The following is a 229-nucleotide window of genomic DNA, read 5'->3' as shown; positions in this document are numbered from 1 at the left end:
CTAAATAAATACTGCCTTTAGTGTATCTCGCTGGAAGTATGTAAGAGATTTATTCAATTTAGACGGGCAGGCATGTAGATTGATATTGTTAAAGGTAAATACACTGATCCTAACTCTATAGATGAAGGTGAAGTATCTCATTTTCAAGCATTAACAACTGGGCTTTCAGGGAGTGTTTGCCTAGGTAATATTGCTGGTGTAGGTGGGGCTCTTGCGATTGGTGGCACAG

1 protein-coding gene is annotated in these 229 nt (G+C 39.7%); it reads left to right on the top strand.

Annotated elements, in window-relative coordinates:
* Positions 1–78: 78 nt before the first annotated feature.
* Positions 79–229: alanine:cation symporter family protein (locus V6255_RS18335; protein ID WP_341629414.1), on the top strand; the 151-nt coding region annotated here is incomplete at its 3' end.

This window comes from Psychromonas arctica (genome assembly GCF_038155225.1).
Lineage (GTDB): Bacteria > Pseudomonadota > Gammaproteobacteria > Enterobacterales > Psychromonadaceae > Psychromonas > Psychromonas arctica_B.
This window is presented reverse-complemented; position numbering and strand designations above follow the sequence as displayed.